The 21618-nt window shown below is 35.9% G+C and carries 20 protein-coding genes; 8 read left to right on the forward strand and 12 right to left on the reverse strand.

Annotated elements, in window-relative coordinates:
• Nucleotides 1-8: 8 nt before the first annotated feature.
• Nucleotides 9-242, reverse strand: coding sequence for a hypothetical protein (locus ACODST_RS16105; protein WP_488933125.1), 234 nt, complete (start codon nucleotides 240-242; stop codon nucleotides 9-11).
• Nucleotides 243-725: 483 nt separating this feature from the next.
• On the opposite strand from ACODST_RS16105, the gene lepA reads away from it, so the two are divergent.
• A complete protein-coding gene (lepA, locus tag ACODST_RS16110) occupies nucleotides 726-2522 on the forward strand; it encodes a translation elongation factor 4 (protein ID WP_488933126.1) in 1797 nt (598 codons plus the stop codon).
• A 202-nt stretch (nucleotides 2523-2724) separates the two neighbouring features.
• On the forward strand, nucleotides 2725-3684 hold the full coding sequence (locus ACODST_RS16115) for a helix-turn-helix transcriptional regulator (protein ID WP_488933127.1): 960 nt from the start codon (nucleotides 2725-2727) through the stop codon (nucleotides 3682-3684).
• A 39-nt stretch (nucleotides 3685-3723) separates the two neighbouring features.
• Here ACODST_RS16115 and ACODST_RS16120 read toward each other — a convergent pair whose 3' ends face one another.
• Together ACODST_RS16120 and ACODST_RS16125 are read right to left on the reverse strand one after the other, a co-directional pair.
• Nucleotides 3724-4221: a DinB family protein gene (locus ACODST_RS16120; protein WP_488933128.1), complete on the reverse strand. Its 498-nt coding sequence runs from the start codon at nucleotides 4219-4221 to the stop codon at nucleotides 3724-3726.
• Between the two features lie 49 nt (nucleotides 4222-4270).
• Entirely contained in the window at nucleotides 4271-4753 is a 483-nt protein-coding gene (locus ACODST_RS16125) for a DinB family protein (protein ID WP_488933129.1), read from the reverse strand.
• A gap of 255 nt (nucleotides 4754-5008) precedes the next feature.
• On the opposite strand from ACODST_RS16125, the gene thiL reads away from it, so the two are divergent.
• Nucleotides 5009-6055, forward strand: coding sequence for a thiamine-phosphate kinase (thiL, locus tag ACODST_RS16130; protein ID WP_488933130.1), 1047 nt, complete (start codon nucleotides 5009-5011; stop codon nucleotides 6053-6055).
• Nucleotides 6056-6143: 88 nt separating this feature from the next.
• Here the strand turns inward: thiL and ACODST_RS16135 are convergent, their stop codons facing one another.
• From ACODST_RS16135 to ACODST_RS16155, 5 genes are all read right to left on the reverse strand, one after another.
• Nucleotides 6144-6842, reverse strand: coding sequence for a response regulator (locus ACODST_RS16135; RefSeq protein ID WP_488933131.1), 699 nt, complete (start codon nucleotides 6840-6842; stop codon nucleotides 6144-6146).
• On the reverse strand, nucleotides 6832-8889 hold the full coding sequence (locus tag ACODST_RS16140) for an ATP-binding protein (RefSeq protein ID WP_488933132.1): 2058 nt from the start codon (nucleotides 8887-8889) through the stop codon (nucleotides 6832-6834). The genes ACODST_RS16135 and ACODST_RS16140 overlap by 11 nt, the downstream gene beginning before the upstream one ends.
• A gap of 94 nt (nucleotides 8890-8983) precedes the next feature.
• Nucleotides 8984-9229 (reverse strand): hypothetical protein, encoded by a 246-nt coding sequence (locus ACODST_RS16145; protein ID WP_488933133.1) that lies wholly within the window; start codon nucleotides 9227-9229, stop codon nucleotides 8984-8986.
• Between the two features lie 175 nt (nucleotides 9230-9404).
• Complete coding sequence (locus tag ACODST_RS16150) at nucleotides 9405-10214, reverse strand: LytR/AlgR family response regulator transcription factor (RefSeq protein WP_488933134.1); 810 nt, start codon at nucleotides 10212-10214, stop codon at nucleotides 9405-9407.
• 257 nt (nucleotides 10215-10471) lie between these two features.
• On the reverse strand, nucleotides 10472-12013 hold the full coding sequence (locus ACODST_RS16155; protein WP_488933135.1) for a glycine--tRNA ligase: 1542 nt from the start codon (nucleotides 12011-12013) through the stop codon (nucleotides 10472-10474).
• A gap of 161 nt (nucleotides 12014-12174) precedes the next feature.
• Between ACODST_RS16155 and ACODST_RS16160 the strand changes: the two genes are divergently transcribed.
• Nucleotides 12175-12795 carry a ComF family protein gene (locus tag ACODST_RS16160; RefSeq protein WP_488933144.1) on the forward strand — a complete coding sequence of 207 codons (621 nt, stop codon included), beginning with the start codon at nucleotides 12175-12177 and terminating at the stop codon, nucleotides 12793-12795.
• Nucleotides 12796-12903: 108 nt separating this feature from the next.
• Here ACODST_RS16160 and ACODST_RS16165 read toward each other — a convergent pair whose 3' ends face one another.
• Nucleotides 12904-15576, reverse strand: coding sequence for a zinc-dependent metalloprotease (locus ACODST_RS16165; protein WP_488933136.1), 2673 nt, complete (start codon nucleotides 15574-15576; stop codon nucleotides 12904-12906).
• Between the two features lie 200 nt (nucleotides 15577-15776).
• Here ACODST_RS16165 and ACODST_RS16170 point away from each other — a divergent pair, with 200 nt between their 5' ends.
• The 4 genes from ACODST_RS16170 to ACODST_RS16185 all read left to right on the forward strand — a co-directional run bounded on the left by ACODST_RS16170 (nucleotide 15777) and on the right by ACODST_RS16185 (nucleotide 19470).
• Complete coding sequence (locus ACODST_RS16170) at nucleotides 15777-16709, forward strand: bifunctional riboflavin kinase/FAD synthetase (protein WP_488933137.1); 933 nt, start codon at nucleotides 15777-15779, stop codon at nucleotides 16707-16709.
• A gap of 113 nt (nucleotides 16710-16822) precedes the next feature.
• Nucleotides 16823-17260, forward strand: a complete 438-nt coding sequence (locus ACODST_RS16175) for a hypothetical protein (protein ID WP_488933138.1) — start codon at nucleotides 16823-16825, stop codon at nucleotides 17258-17260.
• 174 nt (nucleotides 17261-17434) lie between these two features.
• Entirely contained in the window at nucleotides 17435-18523 is a 1089-nt protein-coding gene (gene bioB / locus ACODST_RS16180) for a biotin synthase BioB (RefSeq protein ID WP_488933139.1), read from the forward strand.
• A gap of 80 nt (nucleotides 18524-18603) precedes the next feature.
• On the forward strand, nucleotides 18604-19470 hold the full coding sequence (locus ACODST_RS16185; RefSeq protein ID WP_488933140.1) for a cupin-like domain-containing protein: 867 nt from the start codon (nucleotides 18604-18606) through the stop codon (nucleotides 19468-19470).
• 92 nt (nucleotides 19471-19562) lie between these two features.
• On the opposite strand, the gene ACODST_RS16190 is transcribed toward ACODST_RS16185, so the two are convergent.
• The 3 genes from ACODST_RS16190 to ACODST_RS16200 form a co-directional block, all read right to left on the reverse strand.
• The gene (locus tag ACODST_RS16190; protein WP_488933141.1) at nucleotides 19563-20039 is read right to left on the reverse strand and encodes a hypothetical protein; all 477 of its coding nucleotides are present in this window, start codon (nucleotides 20037-20039) and stop codon (nucleotides 19563-19565) included.
• Between the two features lie 174 nt (nucleotides 20040-20213).
• On the reverse strand, nucleotides 20214-20714 hold the full coding sequence (locus ACODST_RS16195) for a hypothetical protein (protein WP_488933142.1): 501 nt from the start codon (nucleotides 20712-20714) through the stop codon (nucleotides 20214-20216).
• A gap of 217 nt (nucleotides 20715-20931) precedes the next feature.
• A partial coding sequence (locus ACODST_RS16200) for an RHS repeat-associated core domain-containing protein (RefSeq protein ID WP_488933143.1) occupies nucleotides 20932-21618 on the reverse strand: 687 nt, incomplete at its 5' end.

Raw genomic sequence — 21618 nt, forward strand, 5'->3', positions numbered from 1 at the left:
AGTATTCTTTAAGGAATGCACACGATTATGACATTACAATAACCTCCTACAATTCCCGGAAATTTAGCAGGGTCCTCGGTTCCTGAATTAGCGGCAACTCCTTTTCCACTGGGACAAATTGAAGTTGGTACACCATTTCTGGGTCCGCAGACCGTTCCTAATGCCCCTCCCGTAATATTTTTCATTTCTGTTTTGGTAAGCCTGCCAAATTTATCAGCAAGTTTAAGGGTTTGTTTTTCCATAATTTGTCTGGATTTAATTTAGTAAATAGTAAAAACTCACTTTATTATTCCTAAGATTTACCTTGTGCACAGATGAATCCTGAGAAAATAATAAAAACCAAAATTGATCAATCTTATGGTTAAATTGACTACAAGTATAATCATATTTAGCCAAACCGACAATTATTCGCACAAAATTTACCAATAACCCGATAAAAACGCATTTTCATTATTTTTTTTGTAAAGAACAATTGAAATAAATCTGTAAACACAAACATTATTCAGATTTTGGATTGAATACGAAACAGTAATCAAAAAAGAACAAATACGTTACACACTGAAAAACAGCATTTTGACCTTAAAACTCAAAATCGTGCAACTAAATTCCAGAATCCAAAACTTTGCGCTATCTTTGCCCCCTAATAAGATGCGTTGAAGCAATTGCTACAGCGTATTTTACATCAAAAAAATACTTAAAACTGGATAGAGAACTGATATACTAAAATGAAGAAGATTCGTAACTTTTGCATTATTGCACACATTGACCACGGTAAAAGTACACTGGCAGACCGATTACTGAGCGCCACCCAAACCGTTACAGCACGTGAAGAAAAAGCGCAATTGCTGGATAACATGGACCTGGAGCGCGAGCGTGGTATTACCATAAAAAGTCACGCCATTCAAATGGAATACAAATACAAAGGCGAAGAATATATCTTAAACCTGATTGATACTCCGGGACACGTTGACTTTTCATACGAAGTTTCAAGATCTATTGCCGCCTGTGAAGGTGCGCTTTTGATTGTAGATGCCGCACAAAGTATTCAGGCGCAGACCATTTCTAACTTATATTTAGCTTTAGAAAATGATCTGGAAATTATTCCGGTTTTAAATAAAGTCGATTTACCAAGTGCCAACCCGGAAGAAGTAAGCGACGATATTATCGATTTATTAGGATGTAAATTAGAAGATATTATTCACGCTTCCGGAAAAACTGGTTTTGGTGTAGAGAACATTTTGTCCGCCATTATCGAAAAAATTCCGGCTCCGAAAGGAAATCCTGAAGAACCCTTACAGGCTTTGATTTTTGACTCGGTTTACAACCCATTCCGCGGTATTGAAGTAATCTTCAGAGTCGTAAATGGTGAAATCAAAAAAGGCCAGAAAATTAAATTCATGGCAACTGATAATGAATATTTTGCCGATGAAATTGGAACTTTAAAACTAAATCAGGTTCCTAAAAATGTAGTTTCGGCAGGAGATGTTGGTTATTTGATTTCGGGAATCAAAGAAGCCCGCGAAGTAAAAGTGGGTGATACGATTACAGATGCAAAAGTTCCTACAACCAATATGGTTGCGGGTTTTGAGGATGTAAAACCAATGGTATTTGCCGGTATTTATCCTGTGGACACGGAAGACTACGAAGATTTACGTTCTTCTATGGAGAAATTACAATTGAATGATGCTTCATTAGTGTTTACTCCTGAAAGTTCTGCAGCATTAGGATTTGGTTTCCGCTGCGGATTCTTAGGAATGCTTCACATGGAAATTATTCAGGAACGTTTAGAGCGCGAGTTCGATATGACCGTAATTACAACCGTTCCTAACGTTTCGTATCTGGCTTACACTAAAAAAGAGCCGGAAAAAGCCATTGTGGTAAATAACCCTTCAGATTTACCGGAGCCTTCAAAACTAGACAGAGTTGAAGAGCCTTTTATTAAAGCTACGATTATTACAAAAGCCGATTTCGTTGGAAACGTAATGAGTTTATGTATCGAAAAACGTGGTTTAATTACCAACCAGACCTACTTAACAACAGAAAGAGTTGAATTGAATTTTGATATGCCATTGGCAGAAATTGTATTCGATTTTTACGATCGCCTGAAAACCGTTTCTAAAGGGTATGCTTCTTTCGATTATTCACCAATTGGAATGCGTACTTCTAAATTAGTAAAACTGGATGTACTTTTAAATGCACAGACAGTTGATGCACTTTCTGCATTGATTCACGAAGACAACGCTTACAACATTGGTAAAAAAATGACCGAAAAACTGCGTGAATTAATCCCAAGACAGCAATTCGACATTCCGATCCAGGCTGCAATCGGAGCAAAAATTATTGCCCGTGAAACGATTAAAGCACTTCGTAAAGACGTTACCGCAAAATGTTACGGAGGGGATATCTCGCGTAAACGTAAACTTCTTGAAAAACAGAAAAAAGGTAAAAAACGTATGCGTCAGGTAGGAAACGTTGAAATTCCGCAAGAAGCGTTTATGGCGGTATTGAAGCTTAACGATTAATTTTTTTATTTTTATTTTAGAGAATAGAAAAAAGAATATAGAGAATAGATAAACCCCGATAACTTGCGTTTTCGGGGTTTTGTTTTTTTCCAGCTTATACGACAGAGCATCTGCATAAAGCATTTTAAAAACGGGAAAAATATTTCTTACAATCCAAAACAAACCTTTGTATCTTTGAATCTTTGAACCACAAAAGAAAAATATGCTTGACGAAACCCCAAAACGATTTGACCGTATTGTCGCCATCCTGATTCAGTTACAATCTAAAAAAATTGTAAAAGCACAGGAACTGGCCGATCGTTTTGACTGCAGCTTAAGAACTATTTACAGAGATATTAGGACACTGGAAGCTTCTGGAGTTCCTATTTATAGTGAAGCCGGAGTTGGTTATGCTTTGATGGAAGGGTACAGACTTCCGCCGGTTATGTTTACCCGCGAAGAAGTCAGCAGTTTTATTGCTGCCGAAAAACTAATGCAGAAATTTACCGATCCTTCTTTGGGCACCCACTATGCATCGGCCATGTACAAGTTAAAATCGGTGTTACGAAGCACGGATAAAGATTACCTTTCAAATATCGAATCCAGAGTCGTGATGCAGACTGCTGAACCGATGTTCAATGACAATTCGCCCAATACACTGGCTGTACTTTTTGAAGGAATTGCCGAAAAAAAGCAGATTCTTTTAACTTATAAAACTTTTGACAAAGACGAAACTACTCAGCGTAACCTTGAACCTGTAGGCGTTTTTCATGATAACAATAACTGGTATTTTCTGGGATACTGTCATCTTCGGAAAGACTACCGTCAGTTTAGAACCGACCGGATTCAGGGAATTAAAAAGACTGATTTTGATTTTACAATTGAACATGATGCCCTGGAGACCTATTTAACGAAAACGGAAACCTGCCCTACTACTAAAGTCCGTATTTTAATCGACAGGAAAATTGCCCGGTATTTAGCTACTGAGAGAAAATATCATGGTTTTATTTCGGAAAAAGAAGTCGACGGAAAAATTGAAATGACTTTTATGTCCCGTGACATCGAAAGTGCTTTTCCACGCTGGTTTTTAATGTTTGGCGATTATGCCACCATTCTGGAACCCGAAAGACTCAAAACAAGAGCTTTAGAATTATTAGAAGTCAACAAACAACGTCTTTTATAAAAAAACTCCTGAGAGATTATCTTCAGGAGTTTTTTCGTTTTATTTCTGTTTAATAACATTGTAAAAATTGTAATCGGTATTAGAAGCATCTGTGATTCCGATATTTCTTCCCATGGTTACAATCTGTCCTCTGTGATAAGTACCGTGATTGATAACCTGAAGCAAATAATCCGAAACGGCCAGTTCACACTCAAACCACGGATTTACAATTTTAATTTCTTTAACCAAATCTTCTTCAGGCAATGAATTGATAAAGTGTTTCAATTTTGCAGATGAATTTAATAAGCCTGCAAAGATTTCTTCTTTCGACAATTCGTTTTCAGGTTTCTTTTCTGATAATGGCGTTTCAGAAATTACAGAAAACCAATATTCTTCTGTAGACCAGATATGATCCAGCGTTTTTAATATCGTCGAAAAACTTGAAGGCACTTCTGCATAAAGCAGCTCATCGGATTTTGGCGAAAGCCAGTTTACGAATTGCTGATTTACCCATAAATTATAATCTGCATAATTAGTCATTATCTTTTTTAAACTCATAGCTGTAGATTTTAGATTTACAAAGTTAAAATTACAGGAAATTTCTGAATTATCTTTCCCAGAAAAACGGCGGCTCGATATTTAATGCTCTTAAATACACATAAGCCTGTCCGCGATGATGCACTTCATTATCAATAAAATATAAAACATTCTGAATGATAGGAAATTCATACTGTCCGAAAAGATTAAAAGTTTCGCTAAAATCCTCAATTGACAATTGTTCCCAGTAGGCATTGATTTCTGCTGTTGCTTCATCCCATTTTTCAAGATACTGCGCTTTAAATATTAGTTTTTCTGCGCCTTCTTCATTATAAGGTTCACTTTTTCGGTTTACGATTCCCTTTAATGCCGGTGCAGCGATAGCCAGAAGCTCGTCTACCAATTTAGCAAATGGGCGCATCCCGCCGATCGAAAATTCAAAGAAATCTTTTTCCGGAAAAATCTCGATTAAACGGCGTGTCAGAGCACGATGCCCCTGCCAGTGTTTTAATAAATCTTCTGAAGTAATTACTTGTGCAGCTAGTGTTTTCATAATTTTTAAAGTTTAATATTTTTAACACTTCAAAAGTAAAATGGCCCGGTGACAACAGTTTGTCAGCAGGAAAAAAATAAACTGAATTATTTTTTTCCCTACAATAAAAAAGCATTGCAATACATCTCAAAAAACATAAATACGATAGAAAAAAAACTTAGAACCTTAGTCCCGAGGCTTCGGGATAGAATCTTAGCATCTTTAAAAAAAACCTTTGTACCTTTGCCCCTTATAAACTTTGGAACTCAAAAAAAAATGATCGAAGATAAAAATCCGCAGCGTACCAGTATAGCACAATTAGGCGAATTTGGCCTGATTGACCATTTAACCCGAAACTTTGACGTTAAACAGGAATCTACTTTAAAAAGCATTGGCGATGATGCGGCTGTTCTTGATTTTAAAGATAAAAAAGCCGTTGTTTCTACTGATTTATTAATTGAAGGCGTTCATTTTGATCTGGCCTATATGCCATTGAAACATTTAGGTTATAAAGCAGTTGTGGTAAATGTATCTGATATTTGCGCCATGAATGCCAAACCAACACAGATAACCGTATCGGTTGCTGTTTCTAATCGTTTTCCTTTAGAAGCTCTGGAAGAATTATTTGAAGGAATTGCTCTGGCTGCCAAAGAATATAAAGTAGATGTTATTGGCGGGGATACTACTTCCTCTCAAAAAGGGTTGATTATCAGCATCACGGCAATTGGCGAGGCAGATGAAAATGAAATTACGTATCGCAATGGCGCGAAACAAACTGATTTATTAGTGGTAACCGGCGATATTGGTGCCGCTTATATGGGCCTGCAGGTTCTGGAACGCGAAAAACAGGTATTTCAGGTCAATCCAAACAGCCAGCCGGATCTGGATCCGTACACGTATTTAGTAGAAAGACAACTAAAACCGGAAGCCAGAACCGATGTTCGTACTCTTTTGCATGCTCTCGAAATTAAACCTACTTCGATGATTGATATTTCGGATGGTCTTTCTTCAGAGATTATTCATTTATGCAAACAGTCGAAAGTGGGCTGTAATTTATATGAAGACAAGCTTCCACTCGATCCGCAGTTTATTTCGACCTGTGAAGAATTTAATATTGACAGTACCACGGTGGCTATTAACGGCGGCGAAGATTATGAACTGCTGTTTACGATTGATATTAATGATTTTGATAAAATAAAAGGAAATCCAAACTTTTCGATCATCGGCCATATGACCGAAGAAAATGAAGGTATCCACCTGGTGACCCGTGCCAATACCAAAATAGCTTTGAAAGCAAGAGGCTGGGATGCCCTTAGTGAATAACTTTTGAAAATTCCAATAAAAAAAAATCCAAATTCCAACAAGAACACTGTCTTTGGAATTTGGATTTTTTTTTATTGGAATTTTATCTTTAAAACAGCCCTTTGCTTTTGGCTTCTTTGACCAGATCGTCATCCAGTCCTGAACGCACTTTTAAAAGCTCTTTAAGACTTATTCTGCGCTTTTCGATCTCGTTTATGGAAATAGGTATATATTGCGGCATTTCGTTTATTTGTGTCCCTTTTGAAAGGTGAAATAAAATCTGCTTGTCAAACTCATCAATTTCTATTGAATTATGCGGCGACTGGTTCAGCATTTTCACCACAGACTGACTGTAATACTTTTCGTTTTTCATTACTTTCCCAAACGCAAAAAGCAGTTCGTCAAAAGTAAGGTCATTTTTAATGATAAGACCATTAGGATTAATAGTCCGGATAATCGTCTTAATTTTTAAGAGCTCTGTATACATCGTGAGCAGGATAATCTTGCAGCACGGCATTTTTTTCAGTATTAATTTCGCCACGTCTTCACCAGAAAAAAGTTCTTTTTCTTCATAAGCCGGCATACTGATGTCTAAAAAAGCAATTTCAAAGGGCGGGGTATTTTCATCCTGCAGTAAATCATAAGCCGATTTACAGTCATGAGCCTGTGCAATTACAAATTCATACTCTTTGGGATTATATCGTGTTATGGCATTTTTGTATCCTTCGATAATAAAAGGATGATCATCGACAATTAAGATGTTGGGTCTTATTAATTCCGAAATTGGGGCTTTGAAATTAAGTGTCATTTTTTTGCAGGTTAATTTTTTGATCTATGGGAACTTTTACCACCAGAAGTGTTCCTTCTCCTTTGGCTGATTTTATAATAACGCCGCCTTTACATTCTGCCGCTCTGTACTGAATATTATGCAGTCCTATTCCGTTTTTTGTTTTTTGGGTATTAAATCCTTTTCCATCATCCAGAACCGATAAAATCAAGTGATCTATTTCGCTTTTAAAATCAACCCTGATTGTCTCTGCGTTCGCATATTTGTTACAATTCTGAAGAGCTTCCTGAACAATCCGGTATAAATTAATTTTAACCGTATTATTGACCAGTTCCCATTTTATGTGAGAATCAAAGGATGTTATTAATTCAGCCGAATAGGTGTTTCGTTGGTTTTCAAACAATTTGTTTAAAATTACAACAAAATTATTAATTAGTTCCGATTTTTCTCTGTTTAAGTCGTGAGAAATTTCGCGGATGTCTTCTTCAATATTCTTTAGCTCGGTCAAATATTTTTTGCGTTTAACAGCTGCCTGTTCGTCATCCATTTTATCAAGACTGTCCAGACTGATCCTTACGCCAAACATTCGGCCCAGAACTCCGTCATGCAGTTCCTGAGCTACTTTTTTCTTTTCTTTGATACGGGTCAGTTCAATTTCGTTTTGTTGTGAGATCATTAAATTGTAAATGTCTTCATTGGCAATCTGCTGCTGTTGTTTAAAAAGCAGCTCCCTGTTCCTGGCCTGCTGAGTTTTATAAACATAAAAAAACAGTCCTATCAGGGTACAGATACTAAAAACATACACCAGCGTTTTGTTTTTTTCCTGCAGATTGGAATTTTGACTTTTTATCTCGTTTGTTTCATATTCAATACGGGAGAATTTTTCTCCCATCTTTCGCTCAGCCTTGAGCATTTTGTCATTCAGTTTAATATATTCTTTTGAATAATCCGACGCGTTTACCGGATCAACAACCGCCAGCTGCTGAAGAGCTTCCAGCGTACTTACCAGTTTAGTAGTGCTTCGGGATGAATTTAAAGCCTGTTTGGCATACTGAATGGCTCTTAAACTGTCTTTTTTTGACGCATAATATTCAGACAGGTGAATTTTATTTGAAACTGCAGCCGCTTTGAGTCCCAGACTGTCCCTGATTTTTAAAGATTCATAAAACAGTTCCGGCAGCTGGTCTGATTCATTTAATTTGAATTTACTATACCCCAGGTTATCGAGTAATATGGCATATAAAATGGCCTTATCTGAAAACAGATTTTTTTGTGAAAGGGCCCTTGTAAAAAAAGTCTTGGCTTGTTTGTAATCATGCATATTGGAATATACATATCCAATATTATTTAGTGAAGTGGCTTTATACTGAAATTCAGCAGGTATCGATTTATCATCTAAAACTTTTAGGGCCTTATCATGAAATTCAAGTGCTTTAGGATACTCTTCTCTTTCATTATACAATATCCCCAGGAGGTTATAACTTTCATAAAAAAGATCATTCACATTTTTTTGTTTCTTTAAACTGCTTAAAGCTTTAAAAACAGAAATCTCTGTTTCGAACAAATCCCCCTCATTGTACTGCAGGCTGGCTTTATTTAAAAGTGTTCTGGCAATATTATACTGATCTTTCAACCTCAGGTATAGTTTTTCGGCTTTATAATAATTCATGAAAGCACTGTCGGAAATTGATTTTACAATGTAATAATCCCCCATATAAGAGTATGCTTTGGCTGTATTAACAGAATCATTTGATTTCCTGGAACGATCCAGAATTAATTCTGCTGTTTTTCGATAAGCTTTCCAGTCGCTCATATTATAATACCGATTGGCGACTTTAAAAAGATTGACCTTATTAAGAGAATCGTCTTTTTGATTTAAAATAATATCTAAAGCTTTCTGATTGTATTTTTGTTTGAAACTTAACGGCAGGTTATCATCATTTGCCAGAGAGAGATAACTTGGCAGACTGTCTTCGGGTGAAGTGATACTTTCCTGTAAAGTATTTTTCTTTGTACAAGCATTTAAAACAAAGAATAAAAGTAGTAGTATTGGATATTTTGTTTTCAATTGCTGCCTCAGTTTCACCAAAAATACTAAAACTTTACATACAAAAAAAGCTGCCAAAAAATGACAGCTTCCATATTTCTTTTATATCTTAATTTTAGTCTAACTTCTTGTTACCTCCTAAAGATTGATTAACTCTGGCAGAATTGGACTGATTGTTGACAGCTGATGAGTGAAAAGAATCTCTCTTTTTTGTTGGACCTCCTGTTTGATTACCATCTGCACCTATACCCATAATATCAATAGTATTTCCTGAATTAGATGATGGGGTTACTGGATTAGCAAATGAAGTTGCTACTACTACTAAAGAAAATAATCCGAATGTTAAAGCTGTTTTTTTCATAACTTGAATGTTTTAATTTGATTTTTATTTGGGGCTTTTGACTGCAGTTATCTGCGAATCAGGGTGTAAAACTACAGCTGTAATCAAAAAAAATCTATATGAAAAAATCAGTTTATGGTAGATCATACCCAATTGATAGTCAATGAGTACCAAATCAAATGTAACCACCTAATTACTAGACCTCTAAGTAATTTCCTTCAGAAAAATCAGTAATAATTGAATCAATGTTTGATTTATAGGTTTTGGAAAAAGGAATCTTTTTAAGAGAGTTCTTAATGTAACAAACTGAGTTTCCGTTATGAATCCTTGCAATGTAATTCCGGTTGATAATATAACTATTGTGAATTCTCACAAACGGCAAGTTTAAAACCAGCTCAAAATGTTTTAAGGTTTTAAAAGCGGTGATCATTTCACCCGAGTTTAAATAGATATCGGTTGAATTGTTATCGGCCTGAAAATAACAAATATCCGCCGCGTTCAGGTAACGGTAATCTCCATACGATTTTATACAAATAACAAGAGGGCTTTCGGGAACCTGATATACTTTTGTTTCCTGAACACCAATAGCAGCTGTTTCTTTTTTAAGACTGACCGGATGAACTTCTTCCGAAAATTTATTCAGTTTTAATACCGTTTTTAATAATTCAACCGTTACCAGAGGTTTCAGTACATAATCAAATACGCCGTGTTTAATGGCATCAAATGCCCAGTCTTTTTTTGAAGTAGTAATAATTATACGAGGAACTGTAATGAGGTACCGGTGCAGTTCGTCAACAAATGCCAGTGACAAATTACTTGAATGGTCTTTTGGCGCAATTTCCAGAAAAATAACCGAGGGCCGGTTTTCTAAAACAAGGTCTAAACCATCCTGATAATTCGTTGCCGAAGCAAGAAAAGACAATTCCGTAAAACCTTCCGCTATCCTTTTGGTCTTAGAAATACTTTCGGTGTCGTCATCAATAATAATATACGAATACTTTTTCAAAACGGGTCTAATGTTGCTTTATATAAATCAGGTATTAATTCTTACGAAGTATACAACAATTTCATCAATATTTTTGAAAAATCTGACAGCAATACTCTATTCATAATTAAAATTACAAAATATTGTTTCTCAGTCGTTTCGTTATCAATACATTACACAAAATATTCACACATAAAAATAAGAGACTCTTTTATAAAGCCAAAAATCCCAAACTCCTGATTGGAATTTGGGATTTCTGTTATTTTTATTGCAGATGCTTACATTTTCATCAGCCAGTTTTTCATCGAAACCTCGTTTTCAATAATACCTCTTAATTCGGTTATTTTAACACGATCCTGTTTCATACTGTCTCTGTGACGAATAGTTACAGTTTCGTCTTCAAGTGTCTGATGATCTACTGTTATACAAAACGGTGTTCCTAATGCATCCTGTCTTCTGTAGCGACGTCCTACCGCATCTTTTTCATCATAAGAAACATTGAAATCCCATTTCAGGTCTTCAATGATTTTTCTTGAAACTTCCGGTAATCCATCTCTCTTAATTAATGGCAGAACCGCTGCTTTGGTTGGTGCTAATACAGCCGGAAGTTTTAATACTGTTCTTTCAGAACCATCCTCCAGAGTTTCTTCCTGCAGAGAAGTAGCAAAAACAGCCAGGAACATACGATCTAAACCAACAGATGTTTCTACTACGTATGGCACATAGTTTTCGTTTAGTTCAGGATCAAAATACTGCAGTTTTCTTCCTGAATATTCTTCATGTGCTTTTAAGTCAAAATCGGTACGGGAATGAATTCCTTCCAGTTCTTTAAATCCAAATGGGAAATTAAATTCGATATCAGCTGCTGCGTTTGCATAGTGCGCTAATTTCTCGTGATCGTGAAAACGGTAATTTTCTTTTCCTAATCCTAAAGACAAATGCCATTTCAAACGAGTTTCTTTCCAGTGCTCGTACCATTTCATTTCTTCTCCCGGACGTACAAAAAACTGCATTTCCATTTGTTCAAATTCACGCATACGGAAAATAAACTGTCTTGCCACAATTTCATTTCTGAATGCCTTACCCGTTTGAGCAATTCCAAAAGGAACTTTCATACGACCTGATTTCTGAACATTTAAAAAGTTCACAAAAATCCCCTGAGCCGTTTCCGGACGTAAATACAGGTCCATTGCATTTTCTGCAGAAGCTCCTAATTTTGTTCCGAACATCAGGTTGAACTGTTTAACATCGGTCCAGTTTTTAGAACCGGTTTCAGGATCAGCGATTTCAAGCTCTTCAATCAAAGCTTTTACATCGTCTAAATCACCATTGCCTAAAGAACGTCCTAAACGTTCTCTGATTTCTTTTTCTTTTGCCAGATATTCAACTACTCTTGTATTAGTAGTTATAAATTCCTGTTCGTTAAAAGCATCTCCAAAACGGGCTTTTGCTTTTTCAATTTCTTTTTGCGCTTTTTGGTGAATTTTTTCAGCGTAATCTTCAACTAAAACGTCAGCTCTGTATCTTTTTTTAGAATCTTTATTATCAATTAACGGATCGTTGAAGGCATCAACGTGGCCGGAAGCTTTCCAGGTCGTTGGATGCATCAATATTGCTGCATCAAGGCCGACAATATTTTCATTCATCTGGACCATTGATTTCCACCAATATTCACGGATATTCTTTTTCAATTCGACACCGTTCTGTGCATAATCATATACTGCACTTAAACCATCGTAAACTTCGCTTGACGGAAAAATAAATCCGTACTCTTTTGCGTGCGAAACCACATTCTTAAATATATCTTCTTGTTTTGCCATAGTAATGCAAAAATATAAAAAGTACTTATAAAAAAAAGAAAAATAAAAAAGATTGAAGGCTGTTTTTTGCTATTTTTGTAACTAAATTCTTTCTATTTGTGTTTAATTTTCTTATTGACCTGTTTTTCCCAAAAGTATGCTCCGGATGTCATTCGGTTTTAATGACCAATGAAATAGTGATCTGTACACACTGCCGTCATGAAATGCCTCTTACTCAGTATCATCTGGATTCCGATAATCAGGCCGTAAAAAAGTTCTATGGCAAAGTTCAGGTCGAACATGTTTCTGCTTTTTTGTATTTTAATAAAAAGGGAATTGTACAGGAACTTATTCATAACCTGAAATACAAAGGCCATGAAGAAATTGGAACTGTTTTAGGAAACTGGTATGCCGAAGATTTAAAAGAATTAAAACCGGAAATCCCGTTTGACATGATAATTCCTGTTCCGCTGCATCCCCGAAAATTTAAGGAACGCGGATATAATCAGGTCGCCACTTTTGGAAAAGCACTCTCAGAAGGTTTAAAAATACCTTATAATGATTCTGTTTTGTACCGAAAAAAATATTCCAAAACACAATCTAAAAAAAATCTTTTAGGAAGATCTGAAAACATTGAAAACATTTTTGATGTTACCTCAACGACAGAGAACCAAAACAAACATTTTGTAATTGTTGACGATGTTATCACAACCGGCGCAACACTAGAAGCCTGTTGCCGGGCCCTGTTAAAAATTCCGGGAGTCAGAATCAGCATCATCTGCCTGGCAATGGCAAACTCATAAATCAAAGTAATCTCTCAATTAAAAAAAATCCCAAATTCCAAATTCCAATGAATCGATTTTGGGATTTGGAATTTGAGATTTGGAATTCGAGTTTTTTTATCCTGGAATTTAATTCACTATTATTTTTTTAACGGTTCTTCTGTTTCCGTCAATTACCGTAACCAGATATATTCCGGCAGCCACCTTTGGAAGCTGAATATTTTGATTAAAATCGCCGCTGGCAGCAAACGTCTCAGTATATACATTTTTTCCTAAAACATCGTGTACAAATACTTTCACTCCTGTTGTGGATTCGCTTTTAAACTGAATGGTAAAACTGCCTTTGTTTGGATTTGGATACAGCGCAAAGTCAAGTGTATCAAAATCCCCGGTACCCAAAGTAAACGTCTGGCTGCATACCGTAACCGAAGCTGAATTTAAGGTTCCGAACATTCCCGAAACGGCATCACGAATTCTAAAAGTCCAGGTTCCCTGTGGATCCTGACCATTGAAAACATTTAAAGCTTCAGCCGGAATTACAATCTGTTCTGTAGTTTGGGTACAATCCAGACTGCTTCCTGAATCATCAAACTGCATAGCCAGAGTTGAATTAGTTCCCGAACAGGATTTAGTAAACAAACGCACTATGGTTCCCTGCGGATTTGCAATCTGAATTTCAAGATCTGACATTCGGGCATGAGTTACATTTACCGAAACATTTATATCTGAAATCGTTCCGGTTGAAGCGGGAACACTAACCGTTCTGGCTGTGTAACTGGCGGAATATGGAATACTGAAAGAGCTTCCGAAACTATACGAATTACAATTTGTAGCTGAAGTATATCCAATAGCAAAAGCCTTACTGTTTACTGCATAATAAATATTGGCTGTTGGTTCGATCAGAATTCTGCAGTTGGTTGATGAAGGTACACTCGCCGGAAGTGTAACGGTTTCTGAACCATCATTAGGAGTACTGCCTGCTAAGGTTATAGGAAAGGTCAGACCTCCGTCTGTAGATAATTTAATATTTACGGCAGAGGATCCCTGCAGAGTACTTGTATTATTTACACTCCAGGTAACAGTTTGACTTTGTCCCTGCCTCCAGCTTAAATCAGACGTATTGTGCGACGTCACGGCAAAAGGACCTGCTGCTTCTGTTACATTAACAATCATCGCATCGGTATTGGTTTGTGCTGTTCCCAGAGCCGCATTATCTCTTCCTGTTAAGGTAAAATTTAAGGTTCTGGTTCTTGAGGAAACCGATTCCCACGTAGTCGTGAGCTGATTTTGAAGGACAGAACTCAATGCCGGCATATAACGAACTGCCGAGCTGCCGGGAGCCACAGACCTGAATAAAGGTCCGTCTGGTTTTGTTGGATATGCCACACTGTTTCCTGCCGAAGTGGTTACAGCATTATCATATTCTTCCCAGCTATATGTTATCGTATCTCCATCGGCATCGGAGCCGCTTCCTTTTAATACGAAAGGAGTACTAACAGGAATTGTATAATCAATCCCAGCATTAATTACTGGCGGGTTATTGACCAGACTGGTACTAACGGGACAGGATTTGGTGCCAAGATTATTCTGAATTTGTAAAATACTGGCATAGGCAAAATAATCATCTGAATTATCCTGAATATCGTAATCGCCTGTCACACCAGCATATCCCATTATCGTACTTCCGCTTCCCGGTTCAACATTTACATTTGTTCGTTCCCCCGCATCAAAAGAAAAAGTATGATTAGCTCCTAACTGATGTCCAAATTCATGAATCACAAAATCAATATCAAAAGTATCTCCTTCGGGTTTTCCATTGGACGGAGAGGTATATGCACTTCCTTTTGCCAGAGGATCATTAGTGGTTGGATTTGTACAGACACAGCCTATACAACCCGCGTTTCCGCCTCCTCCCGAAGCACCAAATAAATGTCCGATGTCATAATTACTATTTCCTATCACACTTGTCAGTGTAGTCTGTACTTCCTGATTCCAGGCACCATCAGCACCTGTTGAAGCATTAGAATAAGGATCGGTGGAAGCATTGGTATAAATGACAGCATCGTTATTGGCAATCAAAACCAGCTTTACGGCCAGGTCTTTATTTAAAACACCATTGACTCTTGTCATGGTGGCATTCATTCCTGCCAGTGCCAATGCCTTTGTTCCGCCAAAATAGGCTGTATATTCTCCCGTACACGACAATGCCAGGCGCAGGGTTTTGAAAACTTTATTGTTTGAAGCTGCTTTGGCTGTTTTTGACAATTGACTGTCTACAATTTTATCCAGTGTTTTACACTCCAGTTTTAACTTTGAAGCAGCATCTTTGGAGGAAAACAAAATATATTCTTCTTTATTTTCGGGATTTTCCTCAATAAATTCTGTTGCTTTATCAGCTCTGAAAACCATTGTCTGAATTCCTCTTGGAGAAAGGCTAAAGTGAATTTTTGCCGTTTTATCATCTAAACCGCTCCCTTCATAAGCTCTGATTTCGGGATATTTGGCTTGTAACTCCGGGTCAAAATTCGAAGATTCCCAAACCTGATATCTTTCCAGCACTCCTGCTGTATTTGGAATTGTTATTTCTATGGTTCCGCTTACTGCAGATTTTGCTGCTGCACCGGAAAGCTTAGCTGTTAAAGATTCTGTATTGAGTTTGTAATACAATTTATCAGAATCTGATACACCAGCACTTTTTGCCGTGGCCGAAACTGAATTGACCTTTTGCCACATGGCATCCTTCTGGGCGTAAATTTGTATATAGGAAAACAGGATTATAAAAAAAAGTAATGATTTCTTCATACTGGGGGATTGTTTAGAATGAACCAAATTTAAGGGAATTAAATTGAATTCTTACATTTAAACGACATTTAACGTTTTTTAGTCGACCAGTCAATCTTTTATTCGACAAAAGAAACTTTATCCCTTAAAAAAAATCAATTACGCTTAGCGTAAAATTTCAAATAGATAGTATAAATTTGCAGCATCTTAAATAATTTGTTTTGAAGCTCTTTCATTCTATAAACGATTTCCATTCCACCAAGAAAACAATTCTGACTCTTGGTACTTTTGATGGCGTGCATATTGGTCATAAAAAAATTCTGGAAAGAATTACTCAAAACACTGAAAACGGACAATATGAAAGTTTAGTACTTACATTTTTTCCGCATCCCAGAATGGTCCTTCAGGAAAAATCAGAGATAAAACTGTTAAATACTATCGCTGAAAAGACAAAACTTTTAGAAGCGACCGGAATTGAAAATTTGGTTATTCACCCTTTTAATGAAAGCTTTTCAAGACTTACTGCCGAAGAATTTGTCCGTACCATTTTAGTCGATCAGTTTCATATTCATAAAATAATTATTGGTCATGATCATCGTTTTGGAAGAAACAGAACGGCCAATATTGATCATTTAATTGCATTTGGAATTGAATACGGTTTTGAAGTGGAACAGATTTCTGCCGAAGAAATTCAGGATGTTTCTGTAAGTTCCACTAAAATCAGAAAAGCACTCAATGAGGGAAATATGAGTCTTGCCAATGAATATCTGGGCTACCGTTATTTTTTAAGCGGTGAAGTTGTGAAAGGCAGACAGCTGGGAAGAACAATAGGGTTTCCAACGGCCAACATTCAAATTGAAGAAGACTACAAACTAATTCCGAAGAATGGTGTTTATGCTGTTAAAGCGCTAATTGACGGTCTGGAGGTTTTTGGAATGATGAATATCGGATTCAACCCGACTGTAAACGGACAAAAGCAAACCATAGAAGTAAACCTTTTTGATTTTAATACCGATATTTATGGTAAAAAAATCGTCGTTTCGTTATTGCAGTACCTTCGTGAAGAACAAAAATTTGGTTCAGTTGATCTTCTGAAAGCCCAGCTAAATCAGGACAAACAAAACGCAATGACGTTTGTAAATACGCTGCTATAAACCTCTATACATACTTTTAGCCGTTTTTAAATCATCGTAGTTGTTTTTTTAGTAATTTTGATAGAACACTGTTTATCAAACACATACTATTAACTTCTTTAAAAATAACCACTATGAAATTACCTAAAGAAATTACAAACGGTTTTTTAATATTCCTCGGAATAGGCATTTATTTTTTATTGATGAATGTATTAGGTTTAGCAGATTTGTTTTACCTGCGCACCCTTAATGTATTTTTTATTTTTTATGGGGTAAACAGGACTATGCAGATGAATCTTCATGAAGGTGAAACCGGTTTTGTATCCAATGCCGTTTCTGCCATGACAACTTCTGTTGTGGGTGTATCATTAAGTGTTTTTGGCTTATTGGTTTATAGTTATGCCCGCGGCGGTGATGCGTATGTAGGAACCCTTTCTGAAGCTTTTATGTTTGGAGGCAACCCTTCAGTACCTACTTATTGTATCTGCCTTCTTTTTGAAGGACTGGCTTCATCGGTAATTGTAACTTTAATGATGATGTTATATTGGAACAATAAATATGCAGCCGATTAACTTATCAGAATAAAATCAACATTTCAATATCCTAAAATCATAAATTTTCTTAATTAAATGATTTTAGGATATTTCTTTTTTGAAAAAACACTGCAAATGTGGAATTTTATTACAGCCGCTTTCAGGTTATAATATTTTACTTACTTTTAATGCTCCAAAAAAACAAATTGAACCATGAGCATTACAAAACACGACTGGACCAAAGATGAAATAATAGCCATCTATAACAAACCTTTAATGGATCTGCTGTATGAAGCAGCTACTATTCACAGACAAAAACACGACCCCAATGTGGTTCAGGTTTCCACACTTCTTTCTATAAAAACCGGCGGATGTCCTGAAGACTGCGGTTACTGCCCTCAAGCTGCCCGATACAATACAGGAGTTGAAGGCAATGATTTAATGAGTGTCAGCCAGGTAAAAGCACAGGCTTTAAGAGCTAAATCAAACGGATCATCCCGTGTATGTATGGGAGCTGCCTGGAGAAATGTAAAAGATGGCGAAGAATTTGATCAGGTGCTGGAAATGGTACGTACCATTAACAAACTCGATATGGAAGTCTGCTGTACTTTAGGAATGCTTACCGAAAATCAGGCACAGCGCCTGGCCGAAGCGGGTTTATATGCTTACAATCACAATTTAGACACTTCTGAAGAATATTACAAAGATGTCATTTCAACCCGTGGTTTTGAAGACCGTCTGCAGACTATCGAAAATGTTCGCAAAACAAATGTTACGGTCTGCAGCGGAGGAATTATCGGAATGGGAGAAAGTATAGAAGACCGGGCCGGAATGCTGGTAGCACTGTCTACTTTAAATCCGCAGCCGGAATCGGTTCCCATTAATGCCCTGGTTGCCGTTGAAGGAACGCCTATGGAAGAAGAAAAACCGATTGAAATCTGGGAGATGATTCGTATGGTAGCCGCCACCCGAATTGTAATGCCGGAAACTCAGGTACGTTTGTCTGCCGGAAGGACTACCATGTCAAGAGAAGGACAGGCCATGTGTTTTTTTGCAGGAGCAAATTCCATATTTGCCGGAGACAAACTGCTTACGACTCCAAATCCAGATGTTAACGAAGACATGAAAATGTTTGAAATGTTAGGATTGATTCCGCAAAAACCTTTTATTAAAATTTCACAGCCCGAAACTGTCGAAGCAGCTGATTCACAATTTACATCCTTAGGAGAAAAACCCAAATGGTCACGACCGGGACATACTATAGAAAGAAATCTCGAAGCTTCGATCAAAGCAAAAATTTAATCGAAAGAGTTCATAAATCTGAATAAATATTTTTAAATTGCTTATAAACAGAGTTATAAGCAATTTTTTTATTTATAAAAATGAAATTAAAACAAATCGCGAGGGTTCAAAAAATCTCTAAAACTGATTTTGTTGCCCAATATGTAAAAAAACAAATTCCCGTTGTTGTCGAAGAACTGACCGAAGACTGGCCAGCGTATCAAAAATGGAAATTATCCTATATTAATAAAATCGCAGGAGATGTAGTGGTACCCTTATATGACGACAGGCCTGTTAATCATGAAGAAGGTTTTAATCAGGCTCATACTAAAATGAAAATGAGTGATTATATTAATCTTTTAGAATCGAAACCTACCAATTACCGCATTTTTCTTTATAATTTAATGAAAGAAGTTCCAACGCTGAAAAACGACTTCTTATGGCCGGACATTGGTTTGAAATTAGTAAAACAATTACCTATGTTATTTTTTGGCGGCGAGAATGCCAGAGTTTTTATGCACTATGATATTGATTATTCCAACATCCTGCATTTTCATTTTCATGGCGAAAAACAATGTATGCTGTTTGCTCCTGACCAGTCCAAATACATGTATAAAGTTCCGCATGCTTTAATTTCCAGGGAAGATATTGATTTTGATAACCCGGATTATGATAAATTTCCGGCACTTAAAAATGCAGAAGGTTATATCACCAATCTGAAACACGGTGAAATGTTATACATGCCTGAAGGATACTGGCATTATATGAAATATTTGACACCGGGATTTTCGATGAGTCTCCGCTCCTTTCCTAAAAACATTGGTAATTTATCAAAAGCCGCATACAACGTTTTTGTAATGCGCTATTTTGATATCCTGATGCGAAAGTTTAAGGGCCAGAAATGGATTGACTACAAGAATGAAAAAGCCATTACCAATACGCATGAAAAGCTGAGAAAAAGTGCGTGAGAAAAAGAAAGCCAGAAGCATAAAAAACGCATCTGGCTTATTTTTATTCCCCAAAATCATAAAGCACTTCTTTAATGAAATGAATCTTATGCTTATTTTTTTGTCCCCGTGTTTTTAAACAAATCAGATGACTTAGGTATTGATTTTAAACTGGGATACAATTTACTAATTTCATATTTTGCATTAACATTTCCTTTTTCATATGCCTTCAACAAATAGTATTTCGCCAAATTATCTAATTGAGTTACACTATCTTCTTCATGAAGAGTCAATAAATAAAATGTATCAAAATAAGCCTCTCCAAGGTCGTGCTTTTCAGCCATTTTCACTGAATAATATAGAAAATCTTCATAACAATTTATTGAAACATATTGTTTAAAAGCTTCTGTGTATAAAGCTTTATTCCCATACATCAGAGCACTATCTGCTAATTTTTTAGCTTTTATTTTATTATTATAGTACTTTTCATAACCTGATAAGGAAATTTCATTTTTGAAATGTACCTCTTTTGGCTGCTTCTTACATGAATAAAATAACAAAAACAGTATCATAAAAATATTTATTCTCATTTCTTATATTTTTTGTTTTGAAACCAGAAACTTCTTTCGTTCCTTATATGTTACTAGGTCTCCTCAGATTATCATAACGCAAAATTTCGAAAAGATTGAGACATTCGCGGAGTTTTTCATAAAGAACTTTTCGTAGAGGGTCCATCTAAAAGGGTTACATTACCCAAATAATTATTATTTTTTGAAAGGGACTTTTTTATATCCGAAAAAAATAGTATCCCTTTTCAAAAGTAACGAGTCATTAACTAAATTTAAAATTACTCCTGAAATTAATTTATTTCTTTTTTTCATTTCCTTTGAATTTTCTGTTGAAAAACTTTCACATAATTTCGGGTAATTTGGTATATATGTATATTTGGGTAATTTTTTAGACAAGGTATCTATATTCATTATTTTTAAAAAATTAACCTTTAGAGTTTTATTTTTATTATTTTCTTTATATGGCAATAAGCTTTTCACAACTTTATATTTGGCCTTTATGACAGTACTTTTTAAGGTATCAGGCACATAAATACAAAAGAAATTTTGTTTAATTTCACACATTTGATTAGTAATAAAACTAATTCTGATTAACTGCTGATTATCCGATAATTCGTAGGTCTTATTTTCTAACTTTATTGTAGAGTTACAGGAAAAAAGAGCATAGAAAATCATTATACATACTGTTTTTTTCATAAATTAATTATTATTAAAATCTGTTGGTGTAATATTATCCGGAGGATATAAAGGAACAACCACATTACCACTACCACTTTTCTATAAAGTACCAATATCATTTACCATTGCAGGAGTAATGCCTGTAATATTGGTTACATTTACCCTAGCCGATTGAGAAACAATATTATTATTTAAAAGTGTTCTATTTACTGTATTAGAGAGATTTTGATCAAAATTATGTGAATTGTAACTTTAATATGCCCGAATACGAATATTGAGCTTTATATGCACTCTGTTCATCAGACACTCCATAATTTTGACCAGTGGTCATCGAATATTCTTTTCTTGCATCTTGTCCACCATGTCTAATTTCGTGACTCCCTAGAGCTGTATCTTTGTTAACATACATAGTAACAACTCCATCTTTACTAACAGTACTATTTGTACCATCTCCATGTCCATTCCTAGAAGTTGCTTTTTCAAATCGATACTCGTTACCTCCTGAAGCTTGAGTAGCATTTCTCATATCCATTATATCACTTTTAGATTTAGTCAATTCAGTAACTCTATCGGCTAAATCTCCAATACTTTTTTCACTTCTTTGAAATTTCTGAATTTGTTTATTTAATTGATTAATTTTTGCATCTAACTTTTTTTCATATTTCTGTGCTCTCTTTTCGTTTTTTTCGTCAAACCAACGACCATCAATCTCTATATTTAAAATAGCGTTATTTTTTACGAAAGTATAAGGGGAAGTTGAGTAATATTTTTCAGATAAAGCATCAATATTTTGCCACCTGCCAAGTGATGCATCATAATCTATCCATCCATAAGCATATTTATTAAGCCCCAGCTCGTCTTGAAGCCCCTTACCGTTATACTTATACTTCTCGGCCTGAGCACTTCCTAAAGAATAATTTGG

This window comes from Flavobacterium sp. FG19, from assembly GCF_057809475.1.

Excerpts from the sequence above, each read along its gene's own strand:
- ACODST_RS16190 (WP_488933141.1), bottom strand. The coding sequence starts at position 20,039 with ATGAGAATAAATATTTTTATGATACTGTTTTTGTTATTTTATTCATGT.
- ACODST_RS16160 (WP_488933144.1), top strand. The coding sequence starts at position 12,175 with ATGACCAATGAAATAGTGATCTGTACACACTGCCGTCATGAAATGCCT.
- bioB (WP_488933139.1), top strand. The coding sequence starts at position 17,435 with ATGAGCATTACAAAACACGACTGGACCAAAGATGAAATAATAGCCATC.
- thiL (WP_488933130.1), top strand. The coding sequence starts at position 5,009 with ATGATCGAAGATAAAAATCCGCAGCGTACCAGTATAGCACAATTAGGC.
- ACODST_RS16105 (WP_488933125.1), bottom strand. The coding sequence starts at position 242 with ATGGAAAAACAAACCCTTAAACTTGCTGATAAATTTGGCAGGCTTACC.
- ACODST_RS16175 (WP_488933138.1), top strand. The coding sequence starts at position 16,823 with ATGAAATTACCTAAAGAAATTACAAACGGTTTTTTAATATTCCTCGGA.
- ACODST_RS16155 (WP_488933135.1), bottom strand. The coding sequence starts at position 12,013 with ATGGCAAAACAAGAAGATATATTTAAGAATGTGGTTTCGCACGCAAAA.
- ACODST_RS16135 (WP_488933131.1), bottom strand. The coding sequence starts at position 6,842 with ATGACACTTAATTTCAAAGCCCCAATTTCGGAATTAATAAGACCCAAC.
- ACODST_RS16165 (WP_488933136.1), bottom strand. The coding sequence starts at position 15,576 with ATGAAGAAATCATTACTTTTTTTTATAATCCTGTTTTCCTATATACAA.
- ACODST_RS16120 (WP_488933128.1), bottom strand. The coding sequence starts at position 4,221 with ATGAGTTTAAAAAAGATAATGACTAATTATGCAGATTATAATTTATGG.
- ACODST_RS16115 (WP_488933127.1), top strand. The coding sequence starts at position 2,725 with ATGCTTGACGAAACCCCAAAACGATTTGACCGTATTGTCGCCATCCTG.
- ACODST_RS16145 (WP_488933133.1), bottom strand. The coding sequence starts at position 9,229 with ATGAAAAAAACAGCTTTAACATTCGGATTATTTTCTTTAGTAGTAGTA.
- ACODST_RS16185 (WP_488933140.1), top strand. The coding sequence starts at position 18,604 with ATGAAATTAAAACAAATCGCGAGGGTTCAAAAAATCTCTAAAACTGAT.
- ACODST_RS16125 (WP_488933129.1), bottom strand. The coding sequence starts at position 4,753 with ATGAAAACACTAGCTGCACAAGTAATTACTTCAGAAGATTTATTAAAA.
- lepA (WP_488933126.1), top strand. The coding sequence starts at position 726 with ATGAAGAAGATTCGTAACTTTTGCATTATTGCACACATTGACCACGGT.
- ACODST_RS16195 (WP_488933142.1), bottom strand. The coding sequence starts at position 20,714 with ATGAAAAAAACAGTATGTATAATGATTTTCTATGCTCTTTTTTCCTGT.